Source organism: Shewanella sp. P1-14-1 (genome assembly GCF_001401775.1).
Taxonomy (GTDB): Bacteria; Pseudomonadota; Gammaproteobacteria; order Enterobacterales; family Shewanellaceae; genus Shewanella; species Shewanella japonica.
Genome location: NZ_LKTL01000001.1, coordinates 71,184 through 89,518, shown reverse-complemented (window position 1 = coordinate 89,518; position 18,335 = coordinate 71,184). Strand labels below are relative to the sequence as shown.

Genomic DNA, 18,335 nt, shown 5'->3' with positions numbered 1-18,335 from the left:
CCTATCAATCAATGCGTGAATGGTGATTTAACTCAGTTAAATACGTTATAAATTAATCGTGAATTCGGTTTCTTCGGGTTTTAAATAAACCCAGGTTCGAATAGCTTGATGACCACTGGCAGAGACTTTAATGTCATAGCCTCCTGGTGGCAGCATCATGCCTGTTTGATATTTGGGTTTAATATTCATTACTGCGATGTTGGCATTAGCCACATTGGTATTAATGGTTAATGGTAATAAGGCTTTTGCTGCTGAAGCAGGGCTAGACTGAGCACTCGTGTCATGCTCAGGTAATATGGCTAAATCGAATCGATTAATTGGTTCGCTAATCGCATCAAAACCTTTGGTGATTAACAGGTATTCATCAATGCTGGCACCAATAGGTTGCACTATCGGTTGAGTGACCAGTAACCATTTAAGCGCAAAAGAAATACCGGCTGAATCATTGTTTTCCATTTGCTCAAAAAAGTAATGCATAGCAGAGTCTTTTACTGTGTATTGATTGCTACTTAGGGTAACTGGCACCACAAAAATCGATAACAGTAGCGCAGCAGAAATCCCCGCTTTGATATAGCCAGCTTTGACTTTATTTTGGCCTTCTTGCGACTCACCATCATCCTTGGTTTTTCTTCTAGCTTGTACTAACTCAGCAGCTTTCATTGGCAGCTTTAACACGGTTAACAACACCAAGGCTAAACTAATCGACATCGATATTGGCGGCACTATGGTCGCACGTAATGCCGACTTACCTGTGGACTCAAAGGCGCCGCCATCTGCAAATTCGGCTTGTTGGGCTTCAAGTACATTGAGATATTCAGTGGTTTTACGCTGAATATTGGGCTCAATAATGCGCTGTTTAAATTCTCGGTTATTCCAGTCAGCAAGCGTTGGGCTGATATACAGCTCTTTCATTTGGCGCTCAATACGTTTTTGAATATCTCCTTGTTGCTGGAATTGCTGCCAACTTAAATTAGGTGGCATATCCAAGCCTTTGTTTTTCATAGTCGAGCGCCAGCGATTATCCGCCTCTTGGCGGACTTTGTTTGCTACGGCATTATCAAAGCTTGTTCGGTCTGCCATCACCCAAGTTGATGGTAATGTCAGCCCTTTTTGTTTTAGGGTGTTATTGACCTTAGTGCTAGTCAGTTGATGATGTCTAAATTCATGAATAGTGCTGATACCTAGCGGGTAGCCGCCAGATTCTTTAACAAAATCAGGCTCCATTTTGACCATTAAGACATTTTTATAATGGTTAACATCATTGGTATACACCATGCGATGATCTTTAAAGCCACCATCACCGCCCGTTGCAGCATCAGCGGCTTGCATTGCAGTGAATAGACCAAAGGTCATAATGCCAGTGATAATAGAATTACCTACGTTTTCAGAGGTTGATATTTCCTCTCGGATTAACCAATCATCAGGTGGAATATAAGGAATGCTGTATTTGGCGATTTCCTTGTCATAACCGTTTTGTAGACGTTCATAACAATTGTCTTTGCGACTGCCTTTTTTCATGTCAGCGCATTTATTACGTCGCTCAAAAAAGTCATACATTTTAGGGGCAATTTTTTGCGCTCTCGACTCGACTCTTCCTTCGTAAGCACTGACGCCTTTTTGATACTTTTCCCAACCTTGTTTAACTTGGTTTTGGGTATCTAACCAATATTCATCAGAGCGGCTTGGAGCGGTACTTATAGCTTGGTTATAATCGTTTGAACCTTGAGCATATTCTTTATAGTGGCTACGTAGGGTTTGACGAAAATCATCGTAGTTTGCGTAGTGTTCATCAAATCGAGACAGGGCACGATCACGGACAAATTTCTCCATGATCATCCGTTTCTTTTCTTTGATATCATCAACTAACTTATCGTCAGCATAAACAAGGCCACCAAAAACCGATAAGAAGGTTTTTTCGGTCGCGTTATGTTCTGAATCGGGATCGTAATTAATCCCTTCAAATTGAATCGACTTTTCAATGAGTGCGCTACGCAGTATTTGCGACAAATAAGCCTGCTGGCGTTCAGCAGGGGTTGAGGCATCAATGATAAAATGATCAACCAACCACTTTTGTCCAAAAAATACTGTCGGCCACACCAAAATCGCAATCAATGCAAAGTGGCCCAAGGCTCTACCGACTCGAGCGACACGCTTACCCTTGAGCAGCATATCGGCGAGTAATAATGTGACACCAATACCACTGATAGTACGACCAAATAGCTCCACTGCGCGTAAGTCTTCTTCTGACGAGTTTTTACCGCCTGCGACTTCGGTTAAAGCGGCATTGAACACAGCTTCGGGAAACAGATACAGGATTGAGCAAATAAACATGAAAAGCATCCACCAAAAGGGCTTACCTAATTTGGTGATTTGCGCTTCACGCTCTTTATGGATTGCCGCTTTTGTTGCCTGAGAATGCTGTTTCTTTTGTACTTTTTTTAATTGTTTTTCAGCAGCCTGCATTTTTTGCTGTGTTGGTGTTTGGTCGAGTAAACTCGTCGCAAATGGGCTTTTTTTATTGTCAGTCATTTTTTAGTTTTATTATTGTTTGTTGTTTTTATTGGTTGTTTATCTAACAGCTAAACGGCTATTGAGTGCCATTTTCAGGCAAGGTTAAAATAATGGTTTCACCTGTTTTGTGTTCCAGCTTTTCATCTGTAATGGTTGGAAAACCATGCTCTAATAGCGGTGTTGGTGTGGTGTTTTTAGTGGTCACTTTCTTGGCCTTAACAATGGATTTAAGCCCCGAATTGAGTGATAAATAATACCCTTCTTGTTGGTAGCCCAACATTTCTTCAAAGCGATCAAAATCAGCATCTTGTGGCAACGAGGCAATATAACGGCCGATATTACTTAATGGTTGGTAGCGTTTAGCGGGGACAGAAGCCTTAAATAGTCGCTGACAAATTTTGTATGGCGTAGCATCAACAATGACGCCGTCAGGCAAAGTGTTATGGCTAAGTGTTAAAAGCTGTTGTTGATGATAATCGGTGCCATTAATCGAGTAGGTATACACCTTCATACCTAAACCCTTAGCACGACTTTTTACCCCAGGGCTTTGCATATAACTACGAATATCAAGGTGTAAGCCTGAATTAGTCCCTAACTTACTTTGCAGCTTTTTAAGCGCACTTGTGCTTGTATAATCTTGATAACGAGAGCGATAGCGCTTCGTTCCGTATCGACCCGCTAATTCAAGATCGTCTTGATTATCTAAGTAGTAAGCATCGTTTTTGACCCCTTTGCGTAAATCGCTGCGAAGCTTTTCTACGCTAGTTGGGTGACCGCCTTGGACAAAGCCAAGGTAAACATATGGGTTAATACCTCGTAGTTTGTATAAGGTATCTTTATCTGCTGCGGAGTAGTAAAAGCCACTCAAGCCAATGTACTTACGCAACATGTTATCAAGATCAACTAACGCTTGGCCGTTAGCGTCGGATTTTATTTCCACATTTAGCTTTTGTGATGGAGCACGGTATGCCGCAAAAACCTTAAATGATTCAGCTGCGGTGATCGGGCGTTCATTTAAAAGCGCGTTAGTGTTTTTATCACGCAATTTTAATTGGCCGAACTCTTTGCGGTTCATGCGCTCAATCTTGTATCGCTCACCTGTATAATGCACTGTTGCACGCCCAGTTTGGCTATCGTGATGATTGACCCAAGTGCCATCTTTAAGCAGCATGACGTCAATTTCGACACTGTTAAAATTGTCATTAAGCGCCGCTGCTATCGCATTATAGCTACTTTCTGGTTGACGAAAGTCACCGCGATGGGCTGAAATATCGAGCGGACATTGCGCCGTCGATATCATTTTGATGTTACCGTTTGCGGCAAGGTATAAGTTGCGATCGCCAAGGGCTAATTGTATGTCGACAATGTCTAAGCCTTGATTTGCAGCATCAAGGGGTAAATGCGAGATTGCAGCAGGAATAACATAAGCGGGTTGTTGAGGTTCTGGCGTTGACTTACATCCGGTTAAAAACAACGTTGAAACTAAAAGTGAATAAAGAACGGCAGAATTTAAGAGGCGACTTGTCATAATCCCTAAGTGCAAGTTATTAATTTTGAAAACTTTATACCGCATTGTTTTATGTAAAACAATATTAACCTTAACTTTAACAAGTGTATTTAAAAGTACATTCCAAGTTGCTTACTTTGTCTCACATAGGCTTTATCTTTTGATACATTTTATTATCAAGCTAGGTGTTTTAATAAGCGATGTTAATCGGTGTTTTATGATTGGCTTTATAGATGACAGATTAGGGCAGGTGAAGCGAACTATCGTATCTCGTTAGGGCAAACATTGATTCGCTTGGCTAACCACAGATATAAAAAAGCCACCTAGTTAGGTGGCTTGTTTTATTAGGATGCTCCCCAGAATACCGACCGTCGGTGTAGCCCTTGAACCGTAGGTTCAAGGCGGGAAAATGTTCATCTCCTAAGGTTTCTCGGTACAAGCCGAGCATACACAATGTCAATGAAAACATTCACCCTGGGTTTGTAAATATCGGCACAGGGACATAACCTACAAGCGCATACCCCAGGGAGCAAAACCAGTGCGAATCATGTTGTTAGTCATCAAACTAGCAACACAAGTCAAAATTTATTTAATCTTCCTTGGTACGTTCCAGTAACGAGTTTTCCAACGTTGACTGAAGTAAAGAAATACGCTCATCCATTTGCGCCATGTATTGTTTATTTTTTTGCTGCTCTTCATGTAACTCGTAGCCAATATTCAGCGCGGCCATAATGGCTAATTCTTCACGGCTTAAATTATTGGTACGTGCCTTCAAGTTGGTTAGCTGTTGCTCAACGCCTTTGGCAATTGAGCGCAACGCTTCCTCTTGTCCTTTCGGGCAAGCGATAGAGTAGGTGCGCCCTAATAGGGAAATATCAATAGCACTGTTACTCATAAGTCGCTGAAGATCCTTATTTGTCTAAAATAAAAATTGTAGCAGTTTACTCTTCCCTCTGACTGTAACGCTTTAGCATGAAAGCGTTTATCGGTGTGATCCAACAGTTGTTTTGCATCACTAACAGAGGAACTAGCCTGTTTGCGGACTATATAGCGCCCATATTAAAAGTGCAAGGTAACTTGCCCGCTTTAGCGCTATTTGCTTGATGAATGAGCATTTACTGTTTGTTCACTCTCGTTTAGCCGCCAAGCGCTTTTGTTTTAGACACTATTAAGGATACGTTGTTTATTGAAAATCGTTTAGTTCATCGAGTTATATTTGAGACCGTTAATATTAGCTTTTGATTTATTAAATCCCTTTTAGTCAAATGCTGATTCTTGGCGGCATTGTAAAACGAGCCTGAATTACGCTAATTGGCTTAAGGTGCTTTATACTTAACAGATTGACGAATTATTTTAACGACTTTCGCTGTAGCATTTGGTGGCAGTTATTAACTCTGCTAGCATTGCAGCAGATTGTTTATTTATTGGAAAAATACCATGGCAACCCCTCCTTCTTTATGTATCGAAAAACTAAAAAAAGCCCTAGATTCTGCAGAAATAGGTCAGCACCCAGTTGAGGTGCATGGCGCATTAGTCGGATTAATTTGTGGTGGGGTAGAGCAAGCGAATACGGCTTGGTTATCACCGTTACTTGAACTGATGAATGACGGCCAACCTTTAACCACAGAGCTGCAGCAATTAATTGGCGAGTTATTTAAAGATACTGCAACCCGTTTAAGTGATGCTGAATTTGGTTTTTCGCCATTACTACCTGAAGAAGAAGAGCCATTAAGCCAACGTTTAGAATGTTTAGCTTTATGGGTTCAAAGTTATTTAACTGCCATTGCACTTATTCAGCCAAAGCTCAATGGCGCATCATCTGATGTACGTGAAATCATTCAGGACTTAGGTGCAATTGCCCAAGTTGAATTTGATGTCAGTGATGATGATGAATCAGAAGCCGCTTTCATCGAGCTACACGAATTTGTCAGAATGGCTGCGGTATTATGTTACTCAGAATTTGGTCCAGAAATACCACTTGATGAAACAGACGCGACCTCACCATTACATTAATGGTGCGAGTAAGGCATAGATAACCTATGCCTTTTATTGCTAAAAGTACGCCCTAATAATAAAAAGAATTCGTGTTATGACCCAGTCAATAAACCAAGCTGACAACGATGCTACTGAGCTATCCCATTCTTGTTCTAGTACCGAGCGTCGCGCTAATTCAGCACCCGCAGTAACGCACGTTGATATCACCATTGTTGGCGGCGCAATGGCAGGCGCCAGTTTAGCTTTAGGACTTGCGCAGCTATCGGCTAAATACCAACAGCAATTAGGGCGTCCGTTATCTATCGCCATCATTGAAGCCCAGCAACCAGACTCACAGCACCCAGGTTTTGATGCTCGCTCAATTGCAATAGCGCATGGCTCCGTGTTTGAGTTAATGCGGTTAGGCATTTGGCCAAAGCTTGCCAGTCTTGGCACAAGTATCGAAAACATTCATATCTCAGACCGTGGTCATTTTGGTATGACCGAACTGAATGCTGCGCAGTTTTCTTTGCCTTCAATGGGACAAGTGGTGGAACTGGCTAAAGTCGGCAAAGTACTGTTTGATGAGTTAAAGCAGCAGGATATTCAACTGCATTGCCCTGCAAGGCTTGAGCAGTTAGAAACAGATACCAGTGGCCATACCCTAACATTAAATAACGGTCAGAAAATTCGTACCGCCTTGCTGGTGGCTGCTGATGGTGCACAATCAAAAGTGCGCCAAGCATTAAAGCAAGACATCGAGAAAGTGGATTTTGAGCAAGTTGCTTTGGTTGCCAATGTGCAAACTGATAAGCCACATGATGGCTGGGCGTACGAGCGCTTCACAGGCTCTGGCCCATTAGCCTTACTGCCAATGTCGTCCGTATCGCTTGAGTCAAATGCACAACAGCCAAGGCTTTCTTTAGTATGGGCGCTTGATAGTGAGCAAGCGCAAGCAATGAAAACCGTCTCTAAAGCTGAGTTTTTAGCCAAGCTGCAAAGTGCCTTTGGCAATCGAGCAGGGCGTTTTACCGATGTAGGAGAGCGAGTCAGCTACCCATTAACCCTATCGTATATGCCAAGGCCGATTTACCATCGCAGTGTATTTATTGGTAACGCTGCGCAAACGTTACACCCAATAGCAGGTCAAGGTTTTAACTTAGGTTTACGTGATGTGGTTGGGTTAATCGATGCCATCGAAACGGTTATTTGTGACAGCATCACAGCTAAACAAGCATTAGATCTTGGTCAACATTCGCTGATCCATCATTATTTGAATCTGCGTGAAGAAGATCGCCGTAATACCATTAACAATGTTGAATTTTTAGTGCGTGGCTTCTCAAATCAGTATTGGCCATTAGTGGCAGGGCGCAGTTTAGGGTTAAGATTATTATCATGGTGCCCACCGTTGAAAACGCCAATTGCCCATAAAGCCATGGGCTATAAAACGGCATAAGCCAGTTAACGTATATTGGGTTTACACTCGCTGAATCAAATGAAGGACTAACATGTTTCAAACTCAGACCTATGATGTAGCCATTGTTGGTGGCGGTATGGTTGGTTTAGCCACTGCCATTGGTTTAGCTGAGGCCGACTTAAACGTCGTGGTGATAGATGCTGGCCAAACACAGGCCGTAACAGGTGAGCCACGCCTTCGAGTAAGCGCGATTAACAAAGCCAGTGAGCGATTACTTACTAACTTAGGTGCATGGCAATACATTGACTCAGCCCGTACGGCCCCTTATCAAAAAATGGCCGTTTGGGACAAAGACGGTCTAGGCAAAATTGCTTTTGATGCAGCGAGTATTAGTGAGCCTTCTCTGGGTGCTATTATCGAAAATCAGGCTATTAGTTACGCCTTAGCTAAGCGCACCGCGGAGCTTGCCAATATCACCCACCTTGAAGGCCAGCGATTAGAACGTGTGGCTTTTGGTGAACGTGAATCTTGGCTGACGCTAGATAATGGCGATAATTTAAGTGCAGCCTTGGTGGTTGCAGCTGATGGTGCAAACTCTTGGGTGCGCAGTCAATGCCAAATTCCACTGACATTTTGGGATTATGGTCATCATGCCATTGTGGCAACCATTCGCACCGCACAGCCCCACGAAGATACCGCTCGTCAGGTCTTTCTGGCCGACGGCCCGTTAGCATTACTGCCGCTGTATGAAGATAACTTGTGCTCAATTGTCTGGTCAGTATCACCGCAAGAGGCTGAAAGGCTCCTTGCTTTATCGCCTGCAGAATTTTCGAAAGCATTAACTGCCGCATCTGATGGTCGTTTAGGCATTTGTGAACTGGTTAGCGAGCGTCAATCACATCCATTACGTATGCGCTATGCTCGCCACTTTGCCCGCCATCGTTTGGTGTTAGCTGGCGATGCGGCGCACACCATTCATCCATTAGCTGGACAAGGGGTGAACCTAGGCTTTTTAGATGCCGCGAGCATTGTTGACACTGTCACCAACTTGCATGAGGCAGGTAAAGATATTGGTGACTACGCCAATTTACGAGCACTGGAGCGATACCGTAAAGCCGAAGCCATTGAAATGATAACCGCGATGGAAGGGTTTAAACGACTCTTTGCTGGCAGTAATCCATTCAAAAAAGCCTTTCGTGATCTGGGCTTAAACCTAATTGATAATGCCGCTGGACTAAAAACAGTGTTCATCAAACAGGCTATAGGCAATAAACTCAAACTTCCTAAGTTATGTCGTGACTAAAATATCACCTTCCCTTCGGCCTAAAACTTGTTATATATCAGGGGATCGGCCGAAGTGGATGAAATACTTGTAAAAAAACTACACCCTTCGCATTAGTTAAACTAATGTTAATTCCCTCGGATTAGAAAATTTCCTACTATACAAAATTAACCCTATGGGTATAATTTTGGCGCATTTATAAAATGCCTTCATTCGTTTCACCTCCAGAAGGCTCATAAAAAAGAGATAATAATGGCTAATAAAACTGTACTCTTTAACAAGCACTTAGAATCAAATGGCAAGATGGTCGATTTCCACGGTTGGGATATGCCACTTAACTATGGTTCTCAAATTGAAGAACATAACGCTGTGCGCCAAGACGCAGGTATGTTCGATGTATCACACATGACGGTTGTCGATGTGACAGGTACTGAGGCTTGTGCATTCCTACGTAAATTATTAGCAAATGATATTGCTAAGCTTAAAGTGCCTGGCAAAGCCCTATACAGTGGCATGCTTGATGACAACGCAGGTGTTATCGACGACCTTATTACTTATTACCTTAACGATACTCATTACCGCGTGGTGGTTAATTCAGCGACGCGTGTTAAAGACTTAGCTTGGATGGACAAGCAATCAGCAAGCTTTGATGTGACGATTACAGAGCGTCCAGAGCTGGCAATGATTGCCGTTCAAGGCCCAAATGCTAAAGCGAAAGCGGCTGAAGTATTCTCTGCTGAGCAAAACGCTGCAGTAGAAGGCATGAAAATGTTCTTTGGTGTGCAGTCTGAGTCATTATTTATTGCGACTACAGGTTACACCGGTGAAGCAGGTTACGAAATTATCGTCCCAGAAGCTGAAGCTGAAGCTTTATGGCAAGCACTATTAGAAGCAGGCGTTAAGCCATGTGGACTCGGTGCACGTGACACCCTACGTTTAGAAGCAGGCATGAACCTTTACGGTTTAGACATGGATGAAACCATTAACCCATTAGCTGCCAACATGGGTTGGACGATTGCGTGGGAGCCAGAAGACCGTGACTTTATCGGTCGTGAAGCATTAACTGCGATTAAAGCAGCGGGCCCAGACAAATTAGTCGGCCTAGTGATGGAGCAAAAAGGTGTTCTTCGTCATGGCATGCCAGTGTTTTTCACTGACGCAGACGGTGTTGAACATGAAGGTTCGATCACCAGCGGGACTTTCTCGCCAACTTTAGGCTATTCTATTGCCATGGCACGCGTACCTAAGGGTATTAGCGACACCGCAGAAGTTGAAATGCGCAAAAAACGCGTAGCGGTTAAAGTTATCGCACCAAGTTTTGTAAGAAACGGTAAACAAGCATTTTAATGTTAGTGCTAAATGCTGGCTAAATAGTTTAACTTTGTTGTCGCCTGTACTCATTGATGCTTATCAACTCCGTGCAGGCTCCTCAAATTTAATCGATTTTTCTGCGCATTTTGCGACTAACATATTTTGGTATAAGCACTTATTTAGATAATATCAGTCAATCGTTAAAGAGGTGCTGATTAAGCACTTATCCCATTAACCCAAATAATACTAATAATTGCGCTTTAAATTTATAGATATAGGAATTACGACAATGAGCAACATTCCAGCTGAACTTAAATATGCTTCATCTCATGAGTGGATCCGTAAAGAAGAAGACGGCACCTTCACAGTGGGTATCACTGAGCATGCACAAGAGCTATTAGGTGACATGGTATTCGTAGAATTACCAGAAGTAGGCGACACTGTGACGGCTGGCGAAGATTGCGCTGTAGCTGAGTCAGTTAAAGCAGCATCAGACATTTACGCGCCTATTTCTGGTGAAGTTGTTGCAGTAAACGAAGCATTAGAAGATTCACCAGAATTAGTAAACAGTGAAGCGTTTGGCGAAGGTTGGTTCTTCCGCGTTAAGCCATCTGATGAAGCTGAAGTGGCTAACTTGTTAGACGCTGACGGTTACCAAGAAGTGATCGACGAAGAATAATCGTCGACGCTAACGAGAAGCTCCCTTGGGAGCTTCTTTTTGTTTTGCCTTTTAACTTTTTTTAAAGGTTTTAGCGATCCTTCCGCTCACCTTTAAAGTATTGCACAACAACATTTTTCCCTAGACCAGTTTAATGCCCTACAGCTTGATTCTGGCAGATTTGGAACACGACTTCTCATGACAAAGCAAACCCTAACTCAATTAGAGCAACACGAATTATTTTTAAGCCGACACATTGGCCCTAACGAAACTCAACAACAAGAAATGTTGAACTACGTTGGCGCTGAGTCGCTTGAAGACTTAACCGCACAAACTGTGCCTGGGTCAATTCGTTTACCGCAAGAGTTAACCATTGGTGATTCATGTGGCGAAGCGGAAGGCACAGCCTACATCCGCACCATTGCTGATAAAAACAAAGTATTCAAAAGCTACATCGGCATGGGCTACTACGGTACTGAAGTACCGAACGTCATTTTACGTAACGTGTTTGAAAATCCGGGTTGGTACACTGCCTATACCCCTTACCAGCCAGAAATCGCTCAAGGCCGTTTAGAAGCAATTTTAAACTTCCAACAAGTGTCGATGGACTTAACCGGTCTTGACCTTGCATCAGCGTCACTGCTTGATGAAGCGACCGCCGCTGCTGAAGCAATGGCCATGGCTAAGCGTGTCTCTAAAGCCAAAAAAGCGAATATCTTCTTTGTGGCAGATGATGTGTTCCCACAAACATTAGATGTTGTGCAAACCCGTGCTGAATGTTTCGGTTTTGAAGTGATTGTAGGGCCAGCTGAAGAAGCCGCTAACTACGAACTATTTGGCGCATTATTCCAATACACCAACCGCCATGGTGAAATCACCGACAACACAGAACTGTTTGCTAAGCTTGCTGAAAAGAAAGCTATTGTCACCGTTGCTGCTGACATCATGTCACTGGTGCTGCTTAAATCACCTGGCTCAATGGGCGCAGACATCGTATTTGGTAGCGCACAGCGTTTTGGCGTACCAATGGGCTACGGCGGGCCACACGCCGCGTTTTTCGTTGCTCGTGACGCACATAAGCGTTCAATGCCAGGTCGTATTATTGGTGTATCAAAAGACACTCGTGGCAACAAAGCACTGCGTATGGCAATGCAAACGCGCGAGCAACACATTCGCCGCGAAAAAGCCAACTCAAACATTTGTACCGCACAAATCCTACTGGCAAATATGGCGTCGTTTTACGCTGTATTCCATGGCGCAGTTGGCCTTAAAAATATCGCCAGCCGCATTAATCGTTTAACTGACATTTTAGCCGTGGGTCTTAAAGCCAAAGGTGTTGAGCTGGTTAACAACACATGGTTTGACACGGTTTCATTAAAAGGGCTTGATGTTGACGCCGTTAATGCACGTGCATTAGCCGCCGAAATGAACCTACGTATCGATGCTGACGGCATTGTGGGTATCAGCTTAGATGAAACCACCACCCGTGAAGATATTGCACAGTTATTTGATGTCATTTTAGGTGAAGGGCACAAGCTTGCTGTGACTGCCATCGACACCGACATCATTAATGGCGCAGCATTTGGCGAAGGCAAAGGTTCAATCCCTGCTGAGCTTATCCGTCACGACAAAATCTTATCTCACCCAACATTCAGCAGCTACCAAAGCGAAACTGAAATGATGCGCTACATCAAGCGTCTTGAGAACAAAGATTTAGCCCTTAACCATTCAATGATTTCGTTAGGCTCATGTACGATGAAGCTGAACGCGGCTGTTGAAATGCTACCGGTAAGCTGGCCAGAATTTGCTAACATGCACCCATTCTGTCCACTTGACCAAGCTGAAGGTTACACTCAGCTTATCAACGAATTATCTGACTTCTTAGTCAACATCACAGGTTACGATGCAGTATGCATCCAGCCTAACTCAGGCGCACAAGGCGAATACGCTGGTCTGCTTGCGATTAAGAAATACCACGAGTCACGTGGCGACGGACACAGAGACATCTGTTTAATCCCACAATCTGCTCACGGTACCAACCCAGCGTCAGCCCAGCTTGCAGGCATGAAAGTGGTTGTGACAGCGTGTGATAAAGACGGCAACGTTGATTTAGAAGACTTACGTTCAAAAGCCGCAGAGCTTGCTGACAGCTTATCGTGCATCATGATCACTTACCCATCGACTCACGGTGTGTATGAAGAATCAATTAGCGAGATCTGTGAAATCGTGCATCAACATGGCGGTCAAGTGTATCTTGACGGCGCCAACATGAACGCACAGGTTGGCTTAACGTCACCAGGCTTTATCGGCGCAGACGTATCGCACCTTAACTTGCATAAAACCTTCGCTATTCCACATGGCGGCGGCGGACCAGGTATGGGTCCTATCGGTATCAAAAAGCATTTAGCGCCATTTGTTGCAGGTCATCAAATCGTTAAACCAGGCCGTGAAAGCGACAACAACGGCGCAGTCTCTGCCGCGCCATACGGCAGTGCTAGCATCCTCCCAATCAGCTGGATGTACATTAAGCTGCTTGGTACTAAAGGCGTGAAACAATCTACGCAAATGGCACTATTAAATGCCAACTACGTGATGAAAAAGCTATCAGGCCATTACCCAGTATTATTCACTGGCCGTAATGACCGTGTTGCTCACGAATGTATTATCGACCTGCGCCCACTTAAAGAAACATCTGGCGTGACCGAAATGGACATCGCTAAGCGTCTTAATGACTATGGTTTCCATGCGCCAACCATGAGCTTCCCAGTAGCGGGCACCTTAATGATTGAGCCAACAGAGTCAGAGTCAAAAGTTGAGCTAGACCGTTTCGTAGAAGCAATGATCTCAATTCGCGGCGAAATCGCTAAAGTCGAAGCAGGCGAGTGGCCAAGTGACAACAACCCACTGCACAATGCACCGCATACCCTCGCTGATATTATGGACAGCGAGTTTGACTCACGCCCATACAGCCGTGAAGAAGCCGTGTTCCCAAGTGCAGCGGTTAAGGCGAATAAGTTCTGGCCGACGGTTAATCGTATTGATGATGTTTATGGGGATCGTAATTTGATGTGTTCTTGCGTACCTATCTCTGATTACGAATAATTGCTGCTTGGGCTCGCTATTACTGCGTTGAACCTCGGCTCCAGTGCTCATTGACACCAGTCAACTCCGCGCTAGAGCCTTCGGTTCGCCTTTTACTAGCATCGCCAGCGACGCAATTATCGAGGTAGCTGACGTCATCGAAGTTAGACTATTTATAACGAAAAAAGCGAACCGATTGGTTCGCTTTTTTATAGGAAACTGGTTCTCTGTAATACGGCATCAAGTGCGAATTTTAGATGCTGTTGGAAAGTTAGTTTAGTTAATATTATGGCTACTTTACTAGAAGTATGACTTAGGACAGTAGCTTGAGGTAATATTATTTGTCGTACTTCTGTTGTTCCGTGTTGATTCTTGTATAAATATCACTCATTAAATCTGATAGTTCAGTACCTTTGAAGTTTTGTTGATTTTCTTCTTTAATTTCGCTACAGCTTTCAGAGTCAGGAACAACTGCTACCTCGCTAGAATAAAAGAGTCTTACTAATTGTTCATCTAATTTATTCAACTTAGTATTCAAGCTATCAAATAAATCTGAGAGATATGGTAGCTGTTTCCCATTAGTAAACAAGTGGGAAAGCTCTAACTTTGAATCTACCCAAACTTGATGAAAATCATCCTTCTGAGCGTCGCTATATATGTCTGGCTTTGTGGTCATATCCTTGAATTTAAGATTCAAGGTTTTCAGTTTTTCGAGTATTGGTGTCAAATACTCAGGGAAGATTATTTCTTTAAGCCAAAAACTGAACTTGTCTTTATTACTGTCCTTTGCCCGATTAACTCTTAATAGCCAAATATTATATAAATTTAAGAAAACACCAACTATTGCACCTATTGCGATAATAATTCTGGTTATATCTTTCCACAGGGCAGTTTCTTGATTTACAGTAGCCTTTAATTCTGGTGTTATAGATATTTTCGGAGGTGAGGCTGTCGGTGGGCTTAATGTTAAATTAACTTTGATATTACCTTTAGATGCTTTTTCAATTGAACAATCGTGCAGTTCTTTATCTAAGAAACAATTTACCTCTTCGTATTCATCAGCTTGAACAAAAGAGGTAAATAGTACAAAGATGAAGAACATTTTGTAGATAATTTTATTTCCTAGCTGATAAGGCTTCTGAAATTCCAGCGTCTACTTCTGCCATAATTTGGCTATTTGCTGTAAATTTGAAGCGAGTTAAAAACCCCTCTTTACTGCCAGCAGTTCTTACACTGTTACCGAACATTCCTAGAAAAAATGAACTCGTAAGTGTTCTAGCATTATCAGGGAAGAATATTTCTACAGGGAAATTCTTCTCTTGTTCATACTCATCAATTTTGAAGTATTTTCTTGCTAATACGCCGTCTGGTCGACCTACGTATACGCGTCCACCTAACTTCTCAAAATTTATCACAGGACTTTTCCTATTTGTTTTCATAAAGAAACCAACTCTGATTGCTGTAATGAAAACCTTATATAGATAGTAGTGCCAGGGAATGCTACTCCATGACGAAGGCTTGGAATATAACATTCATCTGGTTCAATTTCTATACTGTTTTCAGAATTTAATGCAAACCGCATTAGACCTTTAGAGTCTTCACTTGGTTTATAAGTTCCGTCAAACTTAAGCATAGCACCACCTGACAAAATTAGCATTTGAGGTTTAGAGCTACTTGTTACATTGTTTTCAAGATTTAATCTATTACACTCTTCCGTTAAGTGATGAAATAGGTTTATTAAATGCTTTGAACCTTGCCCTCTATCAATTTGTTCGTCTAGCTTACTAGAAATATTCTGTTGCATAGAGTGCACTAATGTAAGTTGTTCTTCATTTAATTTCCCTAAATGCTTGGCTAGATAAGATTGCCAACTACCGTTCACGATTTCTACATTTCTCTTTTCATCAAAAGTTTGATAAATAGTTTTGCCAATATTTAAGATTACGATTTCACAATAAAGATCATCAGGGTTTTTGGCATCTAAATATCCAAGTAATGTCCACAGCTTTTCTCCGGAGTGTTCTTCAGCATTTCCCAAGACCTCGCCAAGGTAATGGTTAAGCTTTGTAGACTCTTCTCTATCCATTCTTGCATTAATAAAGCTCAAGCAATCATCTATATAAGGGACAAACTCAGTGGTTGCATCTTTTTTTCTATTATTTGAAAATAAGCTTTCCTTTTCATTAGGGTCACTGATTTTTTTATATAATTTTAAGTCATTCTTGTTGTTTAGGTGATACCTTTTTGCTGCAGTCTCTTTAACGACTCCGATAGAACTAAGCAAACGCTTCATTTTTTCATTTTCAGGGAAGTTGCCAGAAATTTTAAATCTAGCTCCATTTTTTGTCTTTAAAGCATCTAAACTGCGGACTGCATTTGCCAGTAATAACTCTGCCGATAAATCATGTTGTTCACATTTTCGATGATCTATATGTAAGTGGTTTATATGCTTATGATTTATTAGGTCTGCAACTTCTTTTGTAATCATCAAAACATTTTCTGGTGCGTTATATAAAGTAAAAACTTTAGGTATCAATAGAGTATGCTTTCTTCGATTACTTTTAACTCTAGCACTCTTACCACCGATACTCTGATATGCAGAGATGTGTTTTTTACGCATGTAAAAATGAGTAGTTATATATGAGTTATTTTCTTTTTTTCTAGCTTTATTGAGTTTCTGTTTGTATTTTCTTTTAAAAAACAAATAAGTTCTTTTAAGCTGAAGGAAGGTTGTTGAATTTTTATTTATCTTCATTAGTTATTTCATTTGTGAAGCAATAATTATTGGAGACAGAATTGACTTTTCATCTTGTGTTTGTGTGGCTCAATTGAGCTGAACTTTTACAAGCGAATGATTGGCTTCTTCTTCCCTGAAAGGCGTTCTCTTATTGGACTAAGAGCTTGGCCTGCGTGTGTTTTTTATTGGTTATACATTACGCTATTTGTTTTGTTAAATGCAATGCTTTAGTGCATAAAACTGACATAAAAAGTATTTAAAAATAATATGTTAGTTGCAGCATTGCTAATTTACACTCGCACATGCGCCTTCTTTTTGTTTCTGTAAGTCTTCGCTGTTGTCTTGCATCGACGCGAGGATGAATTGATTACACAACTTATCTTGTAACTGCTGCGGAGTTTTCGCTTTAGGTTGACTGATTTGAGCGAATAGGCTTGTAGGTGAGGGGAGTGAATAAGTGGGGTGTCGTCAGACTCTGTCCCCACTTGTGTCACTTATGAATTTAGCTATTAGTTGAGGCGCTATAATCTGTTTAAGTGAGATTTGTAATCGTCATTTGGCAAGATTTTAAAGTTGCTTGATGTTTTATAATCTCGCTGGGCTGTAATGGAATGCTCGGTATTCCGTTAAATGCAGACCAAATGACCAATTGACTGTCAAATTGAGATAAACCTAGCAAATTAATCTGATTCTGTATTGATGCACAAGCAGCATTAACATTAGCTAATTGTATCGCGGATAAGTTGGATGCGTAATCGCTAGATTGAAGCTTTACAACTTCAGGTAGTTGAATGATTATGCTTTGAATCGAGGTAAATTTATCTGTGCTTTTAGAACCGAGTGATTTGCCAAGTACCTCTGCATACTTAGGTGCTTTTTTGAAGTTAGTGAATACTTCACTAACGGCAGCATCGACTGTAGATTTACATGTCTTTCCTGTTGGCTTATCTTCTGGACAAACATGAATATCGTAAAAAATACTTGGTTTTGGGGCTTCAGCAGAGATTTCCCAAACGCCAACAATGCCTTTGTTGACACTGTCCCAATCTTCTCCTTGGTAAGGTAGCACAAGACTTGCGCGATATTTTCTTTCATCTGACCAATTGGATAGGTTAATCGAAAAGGTTACGTCTTCAGTTAAATTTTTTGAAAAAACTCCTTTTAAAGTTGAGTCAATAGCTGCTGCTTTTGCTTTAAAATCATTTTCATTTATGCTCGTTAGAATTCCAGCAGTTGGAGCGACTAAGCCGATAGCGTTTACGGCAAGATCTAAAATAGCCCCTGACTGTGGTGCATTTTCTTCTATCGATTGTAAGCGAAAAGTTGTGCTTGCTGAGGCTATACCATTTGGCACAAGGAATAATGGTTCATGAGTATTTGAAAAAGTTATATTTCTCAGCCAACTATTACCTTCACTCCATGTGCTTATGTTTTCGATACTTGTTAAGGGAATAGTGCTCTTATAGTTGCCTGCTGAAAACATAATGCTGGCATTAATAGACATTTTATTATCTACAAAAAATCTAGAAAGCCAATTTCGCTGTTTGTAAGGGTATGGAATTATAGTGCAGTTGCTATTAACACAATCATTTTGTGAAAGAATAGGTAAAATTTTAATGCGAGTATATAAGCCGTTCATTGGTATTGTTGAAGGCGTTTTTTCTTTGATTTCTTTAATCGTTGTAAATTGCAATACATCAAGAAACTTCATTTGAATATCAGTATTTGAATTTCCAGAATTTTCTTTACCTGTACCAGCATCAATTTTCTGGCTTGTGGCACATCCTGAGACTGTAAATAAAACCCAGCTTACGAGTAAAATTTTAATTATCAAATCCATTTGAAAACTCCTAAAAA

General features: G+C 41.7%; 13 protein-coding genes and 1 other RNA gene. 6 read left to right on the top strand and 8 right to left on the bottom strand.

Going from position 1 to position 18,335, the window contains the following annotated elements; translation table 11 throughout:
• Positions 1-45: 45 nt before the first annotated feature.
• From AN944_RS00345 to AN944_RS00335, 4 genes are all read right to left on the bottom strand, one after another.
• Positions 46-2,529 (bottom strand): hypothetical protein, encoded by a 2,484-nt coding sequence (locus tag AN944_RS00345; RefSeq protein WP_055022593.1) that lies wholly within the window; start codon positions 2,527-2,529, stop codon positions 46-48.
• 58 nt (positions 2,530-2,587) lie between these two features.
• Positions 2,588-4,039 carry a glycerophosphodiester phosphodiesterase family protein gene (locus AN944_RS00340; RefSeq protein ID WP_055022741.1) on the bottom strand — a complete coding sequence of 484 codons (1,452 nt, stop codon included), beginning with the start codon at positions 4,037-4,039 and terminating at the stop codon, positions 2,588-2,590.
• Between the two features lie 328 nt (positions 4,040-4,367).
• Positions 4,368-4,550, bottom strand: a non-coding RNA gene (gene ssrS / locus AN944_RS21305) — 6S RNA.
• Between the two features lie 57 nt (positions 4,551-4,607).
• Positions 4,608-4,913 carry a cell division protein ZapA gene (locus AN944_RS00335; RefSeq protein ID WP_055022592.1) on the bottom strand — a complete coding sequence of 102 codons (306 nt, stop codon included), beginning with the start codon at positions 4,911-4,913 and terminating at the stop codon, positions 4,608-4,610.
• 542 nt (positions 4,914-5,455) lie between these two features.
• On the opposite strand from AN944_RS00335, the gene AN944_RS00330 reads away from it, so the two are divergent.
• The 6 genes from AN944_RS00330 to gcvP all read left to right on the top strand — a co-directional run bounded on the left by AN944_RS00330 (position 5,456) and on the right by gcvP (position 13,762).
• Positions 5,456-6,031 (top strand): UPF0149 family protein, encoded by a 576-nt coding sequence (locus AN944_RS00330; protein ID WP_055022591.1) that lies wholly within the window; start codon positions 5,456-5,458, stop codon positions 6,029-6,031.
• Positions 6,032-6,107: 76 nt separating this feature from the next.
• Entirely contained in the window at positions 6,108-7,448 is a 1,341-nt protein-coding gene (gene ubiH / locus AN944_RS00325; RefSeq protein ID WP_082419817.1) for a 2-octaprenyl-6-methoxyphenyl hydroxylase, read from the top strand.
• A 52-nt stretch (positions 7,449-7,500) separates the two neighbouring features.
• Entirely contained in the window at positions 7,501-8,712 is a 1,212-nt protein-coding gene (locus AN944_RS00320) for an FAD-dependent oxidoreductase (protein WP_055022590.1), read from the top strand.
• 231 nt (positions 8,713-8,943) lie between these two features.
• Positions 8,944-10,038, top strand: a complete 1,095-nt coding sequence (gene gcvT / locus AN944_RS00315) for a glycine cleavage system aminomethyltransferase GcvT (RefSeq protein ID WP_055022589.1) — start codon at positions 8,944-8,946, stop codon at positions 10,036-10,038.
• A gap of 253 nt (positions 10,039-10,291) precedes the next feature.
• The gene (gene gcvH / locus AN944_RS00310) at positions 10,292-10,681 is read left to right on the top strand and encodes a glycine cleavage system protein GcvH (protein WP_055022588.1); all 390 of its coding nucleotides are present in this window, start codon (positions 10,292-10,294) and stop codon (positions 10,679-10,681) included.
• 177 nt (positions 10,682-10,858) lie between these two features.
• Entirely contained in the window at positions 10,859-13,762 is a 2,904-nt protein-coding gene (gene gcvP / locus AN944_RS00305) for an aminomethyl-transferring glycine dehydrogenase (RefSeq protein WP_055022587.1), read from the top strand.
• A gap of 316 nt (positions 13,763-14,078) precedes the next feature.
• On the opposite strand, the gene AN944_RS00300 is transcribed toward gcvP, so the two are convergent.
• The 4 genes from AN944_RS00300 to AN944_RS00285 all read right to left on the bottom strand — a co-directional run bounded on the left by AN944_RS00300 (position 14,079) and on the right by AN944_RS00285 (position 18,318).
• A complete protein-coding gene (locus AN944_RS00300; protein ID WP_055022586.1) occupies positions 14,079-14,843 on the bottom strand; it encodes a hypothetical protein in 765 nt (254 codons plus the stop codon).
• A gap of 13 nt (positions 14,844-14,856) precedes the next feature.
• On the bottom strand, positions 14,857-15,180 hold the full coding sequence (locus tag AN944_RS00295; RefSeq protein WP_055022585.1) for a hypothetical protein: 324 nt from the start codon (positions 15,178-15,180) through the stop codon (positions 14,857-14,859).
• Positions 15,177-16,496, bottom strand: a complete 1,320-nt coding sequence (locus AN944_RS00290) for a hypothetical protein (RefSeq protein WP_055022584.1) — start codon at positions 16,494-16,496, stop codon at positions 15,177-15,179. Before AN944_RS00290 ends, AN944_RS00295 begins: the two co-directional genes overlap by 4 nt.
• 514 nt (positions 16,497-17,010) lie before the next feature.
• Positions 17,011-18,318 carry a hypothetical protein gene (locus AN944_RS00285; protein ID WP_055022583.1) on the bottom strand — a complete coding sequence of 436 codons (1,308 nt, stop codon included), beginning with the start codon at positions 18,316-18,318 and terminating at the stop codon, positions 17,011-17,013.
• Positions 18,319-18,335: the final 17 nt, after the last annotated feature.

Excerpts from the sequence above, each read along its gene's own strand:
- AN944_RS00290 (WP_055022584.1), bottom strand. The coding sequence starts at position 16,496 with ATGAAGATAAATAAAAATTCAACAACCTTCCTTCAGCTTAAAAGAACT.
- AN944_RS00285 (WP_055022583.1), bottom strand. The coding sequence starts at position 18,318 with ATGGATTTGATAATTAAAATTTTACTCGTAAGCTGGGTTTTATTTACA.
- AN944_RS00345 (WP_055022593.1), bottom strand. The coding sequence starts at position 2,529 with ATGACTGACAATAAAAAAAGCCCATTTGCGACGAGTTTACTCGACCAA.
- AN944_RS00300 (WP_055022586.1), bottom strand. The coding sequence starts at position 14,843 with ATGTTCTTCATCTTTGTACTATTTACCTCTTTTGTTCAAGCTGATGAA.
- gcvT (WP_055022589.1), top strand. The coding sequence starts at position 8,944 with ATGGCTAATAAAACTGTACTCTTTAACAAGCACTTAGAATCAAATGGC.
- AN944_RS00335 (WP_055022592.1), bottom strand. The coding sequence starts at position 4,913 with ATGAGTAACAGTGCTATTGATATTTCCCTATTAGGGCGCACCTACTCT.
- AN944_RS00320 (WP_055022590.1), top strand. The coding sequence starts at position 7,501 with ATGTTTCAAACTCAGACCTATGATGTAGCCATTGTTGGTGGCGGTATG.
- AN944_RS00340 (WP_055022741.1), bottom strand. The coding sequence starts at position 4,039 with ATGACAAGTCGCCTCTTAAATTCTGCCGTTCTTTATTCACTTTTAGTT.
- AN944_RS00330 (WP_055022591.1), top strand. The coding sequence starts at position 5,456 with ATGGCAACCCCTCCTTCTTTATGTATCGAAAAACTAAAAAAAGCCCTA.
- gcvH (WP_055022588.1), top strand. The coding sequence starts at position 10,292 with ATGAGCAACATTCCAGCTGAACTTAAATATGCTTCATCTCATGAGTGG.
- ubiH (WP_082419817.1), top strand. The coding sequence starts at position 6,108 with ATGACCCAGTCAATAAACCAAGCTGACAACGATGCTACTGAGCTATCC.
- AN944_RS00295 (WP_055022585.1), bottom strand. The coding sequence starts at position 15,180 with ATGAAAACAAATAGGAAAAGTCCTGTGATAAATTTTGAGAAGTTAGGT.
- gcvP (WP_055022587.1), top strand. The coding sequence starts at position 10,859 with ATGACAAAGCAAACCCTAACTCAATTAGAGCAACACGAATTATTTTTA.